The sequence below is a fragment of the Arthrobacter sp. CAL618 genome, from assembly GCF_000468215.1.
GTDB lineage: Bacteria > Actinomycetota > Actinomycetes > Actinomycetales > Micrococcaceae > Arthrobacter_D.
On sequence record NZ_ASZW01000278.1, the window covers coordinates 1 to 7603 of the forward strand.

Consider the following 7603-nt stretch of genomic DNA (forward strand, 5'->3'; position numbering starts at 1 on the left):
TCAGCGAGACGTTCGCCGTAGCGAATTGACGTGAATTGACTGCCCGCATCGCTGTGACAGCGCAGGTCATCGTGGTGGGTGCCCCTGCCCCACCGTGCCATCTCGATCGCGTCGAGGACCATCTCGGTGCGCATGTGCGAAGCGCACCGCCACCCGACGATCATCCGGCTGAACACGTCAATGATGAAGCAGACATACGCGACACCAGCCCACGTCGGAACGAAGGTCAGATCGGTCACCCAAAGCCGGTTCGGGGCCACCGCGGTGAACTCACGGTTCACCAAGTCCGGGTGCCTCCTCCCGGCTGGATCTGGGCGCGTCGTCTTCACACGCTTTGAACGCCTCGCACCTTCGATGCCGGCGGCGCGCATCAGCCTGCCAGTCTGGTCCCGGCCGATGTCGATCCCGGCGCGACGGGCTGCTTTCCAGAGTTTGCGGACCCCGTAGACACGATAATTGTCTTCCCACAGTCTGATCAGATCCGGGGTCAGGACTGCATCGCTGACAGCTCGCGCCGATGGTGCGCGGTTCTTCGTGGCGTAATAAGTGCTCGGAGCCACCTGCAGCAGCGTACAGATAGGCTCGACTCCGAGCCGTCGTCCCTCGACAACGTCATCCTTGTTCGCGTCGATGAACGAGACTATTTCCGATATTGGCGGTCGAGCTCCGCCCCGAAGAAACTCGCGGCCCGCTTAAGGATTTCATTCGCCCGACGCAGCTCACGGTTTTCCTGCTCAAGCTCACGCACCCGCCTGGCCTCCGAGGTACTCACCCCTGGGCTCTGGCCATCATCAACATCCGCCTGCCGCACCCACGCCCGCACCGACTCAGTACCGTATCCCAGCTGCGACGCGACCCGCTGCACCGTTCCATGCTCGGTCCCCAGCTCCGCCCGCAAAGTCCGCACCATCCGGACTGCAGCAGCTTTCTCCTCCGGCGAATACCGACGTGCCGTCGACTTCCCAGATCCCTGACTCTTTGCCATGACTCTATTCTCGTTTCCAAGATCAGGAGTCTCCATCAAACCCAGAGCGGTTCACCTACCGCACCATCGGTCCGCTTGAAAAGGGTGACGCCAAGTACGCACTAACGCGACCAGCGAAAGACATGGGTGCAGAGTTCTCCGAAGATGCCCTCGGAGTCCTCATTGACGCTTCCGGACGATACCCCTACTTCATTCAAGAGTTCGGGAAGGCAATCTGGGACGCAGCTCCAGGGACACCGTTTACGGAGGAAGACGCACAAGTCGCCGTCTCCATCGGTCGCAGCCAACTCGACGCCGGGTTCTTCTCCTCTCGCTGGGGACGCGCAACACGCAAGGAACGCGGCTACCTTCGCGCAATGGCACAAGATAACGACGCCGGGTCTAGCACCAGCCAAATCGCTGAACGGCTCGGCGTTAAAGTCACCGCGTTAGGCCCTGCTAGAGCACAACTCATCAGCAAAGGCATCATCTACTCACCTGAGTACGGACAAGTTGCATTCACCGTGCCAGGAATGAGCGGATTCATTGCCCGGCAGCACGACGAGTAAACGCCACGGACACGGCAGTCTCCGGAGACGGGGTTCGCCGCCCACAGATAGTAGGCCTGTCTGGAGAAGTTCAACACCCGGCAGGACACTGCCACAGGAACCCTGACCGGGGCGCCCTCGGCAGCCAATACACGGACCAGCGGGCACTTCGCTTTTTTGGATTGATATCCCTGGACAGGTAAGTCACGGCAAGGCGCATCACTTCCGCTTCCTGCTCCAATAACCGGATCCGCTTATTGGCGTCCCGGAGCTTCACGGAATCATCGGCTACGGCCACGGAGTTCACACCGTCTTCGCGGTCGGCGATTTTCAGCCAGCGGTGCAAAGCCGCGGGCGAAAACCCCGAAGCCCTTCGCGATCTAGGTAATGGGCGCTTCGCCCTTTCGGGTAACCGCAATGACGTCGAGGCGGAATTCTTCAGGAAAGGCTTTGGACATGATGAACATCCTTCCACCAGCAAGGATCAAATCCTGGGGCACGTCAAAGTGTCAAGCAAACCTTCAGCAGCCCCGTTCGATTGGTTCAGGGTAATGAGTGTTGAGCCATATGTCGAACTCAGTCGCTGGTATAGGCCGCGACATGTAATAACCTTGGGCTAGATCGCAGCCGGATTCGCCCAAAGCTTCGTATACTGCGCTACTCTCTACGCCTTCGGCGGTCATTTCCAGTCCCAAACTGTGCGCTAGACCGATCGTTGAGACTACCAGGGCTGTCGCCCTCGCGTCGTCAGTCATTGACGTGATGAATGACTTGTCTAGCTTTAGTTCATCGATGGGTAGCTCGCGAAGATATGAGAGGGAGCTGTAGCCTTTTCCAAAATCGTCTACAGAAATTCTTACGCCCAAGGCACGGAGCCGGGTTAGAACTGTGCGGGCCCGGTCTCGGTCGCCCATGAGGAGATCTTCGGTGATCTCGATGACCAGTACGGAAGGATGCAACCCGCGTATAGCGGTCATCGCCTCGATCTGATCTGGCAGGGCGGCATCGATAATGGACCCTGAGGAAACATTGACGGCGACGGTCAGCGTCCTGCCCTGATCCTTCCACACGGCACTCTGGTCGAGGGCCTTCCCGAGGACGATGCTGGTCAGCGGTGACATCAGCCCGGCCTCGTCGAATCTGTGGAGGAAAGATACCGGGGCGAGAAGCCCATCGGTGGGGTGGTCCCACCGCACCAGCGCCTCGACCCCTCGCACGTCACCCGAGCGCAAATCAATTTTCGGCTGATAATGTAGGACTAACTGGTCATCCAATAATGCCTTGTTCAGCGACGCCAGACTGTGGAATCGTTCAGTTTCTCCGCTTTCATCGCGGTAGACACTGTGACCACTACGGGTGCTTTTGGCGGTATACATGGCCATGTCCGCTTTTCGCAGAAGCGTCGTGAAATCGGCGCCCTGCCCCGGATAGTGCGCTATCCCAATACTCGCGTTCACCTGAATAGTTACGCCACCGAGATCGTAGGGTTCAGCCAGGGCCGCTCGAAGCTTCAACGCGACCGCTTCAGACTCGGTTTCCCCGCAACTGTGAAGGTGGATAACAAACTCGTCTCCACCCATCCGGGCCAACAGATCGGCGGTTCTCAGCTGGGCCGATAACCGGTTGGACACCTGTTGCAACAGGTTATCGCCCACGTCGTGCCCGAGACTGTCGTTGACCTCCTTGAATTTATCCAGGTCCAACAGCAGGACCGCGCTGCGGCGTTGAGCATCCGCCGTCAGACGATCGGGGACGGTTGCATTCAGGGCGCGTCGATTGGGCAGCCCCGTCAACTCATCAGTCATCGCTTGATGGCTCACGTCCGCTAACCGAATTCGCTGCCGGAAAACGAGCGGCAACGCCGCCATAGCCAACGTCACGCTGGCAAGCACCACAGCCAGGCTCAAGATCGGCCGTTGTGTACCCAGGATCAGCACCGCCAGACTGGCCACCGTGGCAAGGGTCGGCACTGTCTGCGCCGGTATTGCCTTCCCCGGTTTGCCCGCGGACAACCTTTCGTGGCCTTGAGTTGAAATCCAGATAGCGATCAGTGAAGTCCCTGCAGCCCACATGGCATCCAGCGGTGTTCCAACAACGTACAGGCCCTCTAGTTCCAGTAGCGCGTACACGATATCGGCACCAGTGAAGATCAGCAGCCCCACTATTAGCGGTAGCCATCCACCGCCTGGCGGGCGACCGGGAGTGACCACGATTCCGATCACGGCGGCTAGCAACAACAAATCCAGGAGAGGGTAAGCGGCGGCTAAAGCTGCCTCCAGGGAAAAGGGTCCCATCAGTGCCGGGGCTAAGAACGGGTCGAGGACGACTGCGAGGACAGCAGCTGCACCGAGGGTTCCAACGGTACTGTCCAGAATGACCGGCCACGCCATCACACGAAACCGGCTCACCACGACAATCACCAAAGCAGCCAGGATCAACACATAGGACAACAGGTAGAAGATATCGGCAGGAGAACCAAGCGGTGGCTCCTCCCCCATCCCCGTCTTCACCACATAGTAGGTGTCAGCAAGAGCAAGACAGGCGATACCTGCAGCGGCACCCAAAATGTCATACCGGCGCATATGGGTACGACGTACCGCAAGCCCTGCCACTGCCGTCGCTAACCAAACACACAGCAAAGCGAGGACCCCATCGACCAATAAATCGAACTCCGCTGAATCCCGAAACAATATTCCAACGGTGTAGGCAACGACCGCGCCGACCAAAACAATCCCAGCCCACCGGCCCGGGTTTCGAGCCACAGGGGTCTGAGCTCCACGGCTTGTGTCTATACGCATCAATTTTGAGACCTCATCTAATCGGGCCCAGTGCACCCCAGCACGAATGGCACCACCGAACCTTATAGTTCATATGCCATGAAGCCTAGACCACCACCGCGGACCTCAGGCGAAAAATAAGCTCCATAGCAAACTTCACGGACAGAATTGGCGCACCCATTTCCGATAGTGATGACCATCGACGCAAAACAGACTCGGACATCGGCCCACAAACCAGCTTCAACCAAGGAAAGAGCAACCCGTCCCCCCGTGAACCGTGAACCGGTGAACACGGTCGCTTTCCGCACCCCTGCGTCAAACGCCGATAACACTCTGATATGCACGAAGGCGGCCGGCCAGTCTAGCGGCGCTCAAGACCAGAACAATTTCGGGCGCGTAGTCCCCCTCTGGTGGTTCGGTTCAATTGCAGTGCAGGGAACGTGGCGGAGTGGGACTAACAGTACGCAAGCTCGAAAACCTGCTCCGGCACCCAACAGACACCATAGGATTCGCCCCGATCCATAGGACGACCAGCGTCATACCGTGCCACCGAAACATACCCATGAATAACCAGAAGCATTATCGTTGTTTGTCATTCTGATCCCCATCATCGCTGGGCGGGTCCTCCGCGCAACCAGGGCGCGAGGCGCCAGGAGATGGCCAAACTTTCGTTCGGCGCTCCTCCGTCGCTTATTTCCTCGCGAAACTTTGGCCCGCTCCCGGTTCCCCAAGTTGCACTCCGGCCCCTCATACCCAGCAGTGATTCCTCTATCAGAACGGCACCAAGGAGCAACACGTTTAGCTACATCCCGGCCGTCCCTCCGCACCGAGAGAGGAACTCGGTGAAAAACTTTCACCAAAGTCATGTACCTTCACCACCACTCCCCCATGAAGTAGTAAGGAAGCTTAAACAGGGCTTCAGGAAGAGAAAAGAGACAACCCACCACAGGAAGACTGCAACCCACACACCGAAACAGGCAAAACCTGTTCACCATCTGAGCCGGTTTGTGCACAGTCAGAGAGCGAAACAGCCTCTGACAAGGGGAAACACTGTGCCCGAAGTGGTGTCTAGGTTCAGGACATAGGCGACACATGAGTCGCGACACGGGCGACAGTTGATACCCGCCGGTGAGTCGGGACATCGGCGACACTTTAGGGGACTGAGTATGAGCCCATGTCGAAGCAAAAGGTCATTGTCTTGTCCGTGGTGCAACAAGGACTCACCAAAGCCGAAGCAGCCCGCCGATACGGGGTCGGCCGGCAGTGGGTCCACGAGCTGGTCCGCCGCTACGAACACGGCGGTCTAGACGCAGTTGAACCCCGCTCGAAACGGCCGCGGGCCAGCCCGCACGCCACACCGGAAGCGACGACCGAGCGGATTCGTAAGCTCCGCGCGGAGCTTACGAAGGCAGGCTTGGACGCAGGACCGCAGACCATCGCTTGGCACCTCGAACAAGAAGGGCTCAAAGCCCCCTCAACCTCAACGATCCGCCGGATCCTCGTGAACGCCGGGCTGATCACCCCGGAACCGAAGAAACGCCCCAAATCATCGTTGCACCGCTTCGAAGCGGCCCAACCCAACGAAACCTGGCAATCCGACTTCACCCACTGGACCCTGGACGACGGGACCGACGTCGAGATCCTGAACTTCCTCGATGATCACTCCCGCTACCTGCTCTCCTGCACCGGCTACCGCCCCGTGACCGGATCCATCGTCGTCCAGGCGTTCCTTGCCACCACTGAGCAATACGGGCTCCCCGCCTCAACATTGACCGATAACGGGCTCGTCTACACCGCACGCTTCGCCGGTGGCAAAGGAGGCCGCAACGCCTTCGAAAACCTGCTCCATACACTGAACATCACCCAGAAAAACGGGTCCCCGGGACACCCGCAAACCCAAGGCAAGATTGAACGTTTCCACCAAACCCTCAAACGCTGGCTCCACGGCCAGCCCCCAGCACCGACACTCCAGGCACTGAACCAGCAGCTCCACACGTTCCAACGGGTTTACAACCATCAACGCCCGCACCGGGCACTGAACCGTCAAACCCCAGCGCAGGCCTACCACGCCACGCCGAAAGCCAGCCCCAACCAACCCAAACAAGGAGGACACTGGCGCATCCGCGTCGACCGGATCGACGCTGCCGGCAAAGTCACCCTGCGTTACAACGGACGCCTGCACCATATCGGAATCGGTCGCGCGTACGCCCGCCAAACCGTCCTGATGCTCGTCCACGACCGCGACGTCATGATCACCACACCCGGCACCGGAGAGGTCCTCCGCGAACTCACCATCGACCCAACCCGCAACTATCAATCCAGACAAAAGAAAACACCCCCAGCCGAAGCTGGGGGTGTCGTCGATGTCGCGACTCACATGTAGTCCATGTCGCGACTCATAACAACTGTGCCCGAAGTGGGACTTGAACCCACACATCTTTCGATACTGCATTTTGAGTGCAGCGCGTCTGCCAATTCCGCCATTCGGGCCAACATGCGCCCTGACTGATATGAAATGACCTACTCAAGTCTTCGTCAGTGCGCGAAACTACTCTACATGCCGATAGGCTGTTTTAGTGAACCGGCAAGGCACTGCCCTGCCGGGCAAATCTGATTGATTGAACAAGGAGCCTCCTGTGTCTGAATCCAACGAGTCGACCGTCTCGGGTGTTGCGCGGCGCGTGATTGTTGCCGAAGATGAAACTCTCATCCGTCTGGACATCGTGGAGATCCTCCGTGGCGAAGGATACGACGTCGTCGCCGAAGCTGACAACGGCGAAAAGGCCGTCCAACTGGCCAAGGAGCACAAGCCCGATCTGGTGCTGATGGACGTGAAGATGCCTGTCATGGATGGCATCACTGCAGCCGAACAGATCGTCAAGGCGCGCATCGCGCCCGTCGTTCTCCTGACCGCCTTCAGCCAAAAGGAATTGGTTGAGCGGGCACGCGACGCCGGTGCCATGGCCTACGTGGTCAAGCCGTTCACGCCAGCCGATCTGATCCCGGCCATCGAGATTGCCCTCTCCCGCCACGAAGAGATCAAGGCACTGGAAAATGAGGTCTCGGACCTGCAGGAACAGTTTGCCACCCGCAAGCTCGTGGAGCGCGCCAAGAGCCTACTCACCACCAAGATGGGCCTCACCGAGCCCGAGGCTTTCCGCTGGATCCAGAAGACCTCGATGGACCGTCGCCTCAGTATGCGCGAGGTCGCCGAAACCATCATCAACCAGGTCAACTAAACACCTAGCAGCGCCCCCGGCAGCACAAAGCTGCGTAGACACAAAAAACCGGCTGCCGCAGCACGTATCTGTGCC

At 58.9% G+C, this 7603-nt stretch carries 4 protein-coding genes, 1 tRNA gene and 2 pseudogenes; 3 read left to right on the forward strand and 4 right to left on the reverse strand.

What is annotated here, in order from left to right; genetic code table 11:
* Positions 1–985 (reverse strand): annotated as a pseudogene (locus K728_RS20780) (IS3 family transposase); the annotation flags it as partial.
* Between the two features lie 122 nt (positions 986–1107).
* On the opposite strand from K728_RS20780, the gene K728_RS0117160 reads away from it, so the two are divergent.
* Positions 1108–1533: a hypothetical protein gene (locus tag K728_RS0117160; protein ID WP_024477436.1), complete on the forward strand. Its 426-nt coding sequence runs from the start codon at positions 1108–1110 to the stop codon at positions 1531–1533.
* A 23-nt stretch (positions 1534–1556) separates the two neighbouring features.
* On the opposite strand, the pseudogene K728_RS22070 reads toward K728_RS0117160, so the two are convergent.
* A pseudogene (locus tag K728_RS22070) lies at positions 1557–1970 on the reverse strand (transposase); the annotation flags it as partial.
* Positions 1971–2033: 63 nt separating this feature from the next.
* Complete coding sequence (locus tag K728_RS0117170) at positions 2034–4238, reverse strand: putative bifunctional diguanylate cyclase/phosphodiesterase (RefSeq protein ID WP_162148075.1); 2205 nt, start codon at positions 4236–4238, stop codon at positions 2034–2036.
* Between the two features lie 1225 nt (positions 4239–5463).
* Between K728_RS0117170 and K728_RS0117175 the strand changes: the two genes are divergently transcribed.
* Positions 5464–6672, forward strand: coding sequence for an IS481 family transposase (locus K728_RS0117175; RefSeq protein WP_024477438.1), 1209 nt, complete (start codon positions 5464–5466; stop codon positions 6670–6672).
* A 25-nt stretch (positions 6673–6697) separates the two neighbouring features.
* Here the strand turns inward: K728_RS0117175 and K728_RS0117180 are convergent.
* Positions 6698–6779: transfer RNA gene (locus K728_RS0117180), tRNA-Leu, on the reverse strand.
* A gap of 146 nt (positions 6780–6925) precedes the next feature.
* Between K728_RS0117180 and K728_RS0117185 the strand changes: the two genes are divergently transcribed.
* A complete protein-coding gene (locus K728_RS0117185; protein WP_019482407.1) occupies positions 6926–7528 on the forward strand; it encodes an ANTAR domain-containing response regulator in 603 nt (200 codons plus the stop codon).
* The last annotated feature ends 75 nt before the right edge of the window (positions 7529–7603 follow it).

Coding starts and splice junctions, on each gene's coding strand:
- K728_RS0117160 (WP_024477436.1), top strand. CDS start 1,108: ATGGGTGCAGAGTTCTCCGAAGATGCCCTCGGAGTCCTCATTGACGCT.
- K728_RS0117175 (WP_024477438.1), top strand. CDS start 5,464: ATGTCGAAGCAAAAGGTCATTGTCTTGTCCGTGGTGCAACAAGGACTC.